Raw genomic sequence first — 1040 nt, 5'->3', positions numbered from 1 at the left:
CGGCACGGCGCAGCGGTGACGCTGGCCGACGACGCCCAGGCCGCGATCCAGGCGAGCCGCGGCGTGATCACCGAACTCGCCGCCGACGACGCCGCCCACTACGGCGTGTCCACCGGGTTCGGTGCGCTGGCCACCCGCCACATCCCGGTGGAGCGGCGGGCGCAGCTACAACTGTCCCTGATCCGCTCGCACGCGGCAGGCTCAGGTCCAGCGGTCGAGCGCGAGGTGGTACGTGCGCTCATGCTGCTGCGGCTGTCCACGCTCGCCACCGGCCGGACGGGTGTCCGGCTCGGGACAGCCCAGGCCTACGCCGACCTGCTCAACCATCAGATCACGCCCGTCGTGCACGAGTACGGTTCGCTTGGCTGCTCCGGCGACCTCGCCCCGCTCGCGCATTGTGCACTGGCCCTGCTCGGGGAAGGCGTCGTCGACGACGCCGACGGCCGCCGCGTGCCGACCGCCCAGGCGCTGGACAGCGCCGGGTTGAAGCCGATCGCACTGGCGGAGAAGGAAGGGCTGGCGCTGATCAACGGCACCGATGGCATGCTCGGCCAGCTGGTCCTCGCCGTGCACGACCTCGACGCGCTGATGACCACGGCTGACATCGCGGCAGCCATGAGCGTCGAGGCGCTGCTCGGCACCGACGCCGCGTTCGCCGCCGACCTCATCGCGATGCGGCCGCACCCCGGCCAGGCCGACTCCGCGTCGAACCTGCGTGCGCTGCTGGAGGGATCGGGCATCATGGCCAGCCATCGCACACCGGAATGCACCAGGGTCCAGGACGCCTACTCGCTGCGATGTGCGCCCCAGGTTCACGGTGCCGCCCGCGACACGATCCAGCACGCCCGCGACGTCGCCGGTCGCGAACTGGCCGCCGCCATCGACAACCCTGTGGTCACCGTCGACGGCCGGGTCGAGTCCAACGGCAACTTCCACGGCGCTCCCATCGGCTATGTGCTGGACTTTCTCGCCATCGCGGTCGCCGACGTCGCCGCCGTCTCTGAGCGACGCACCGACCGGATGCTCGATCTCTCCCGCAG

1 protein-coding gene is annotated in these 1040 nt (G+C 71.4%); it reads left to right on the top strand.

Annotated features, from left to right (window positions below):
• Positions 1–1040, top strand: a 1040-nt coding sequence (locus ELR45_RS39165; protein ID WP_205857309.1) for an aromatic amino acid lyase, incomplete at both ends; no start/stop codon positions are given.

Source organism: Phytoactinopolyspora endophytica (assembly GCF_004138495.1).
Classification (GTDB): domain Bacteria; phylum Actinomycetota; class Actinomycetes; order Jiangellales; family Jiangellaceae; genus Phytoactinopolyspora; species Phytoactinopolyspora endophytica.
Note: the sequence above shows the minus strand (reverse complement) of the source record. Positions and strands in the feature narration are given on the sequence as shown.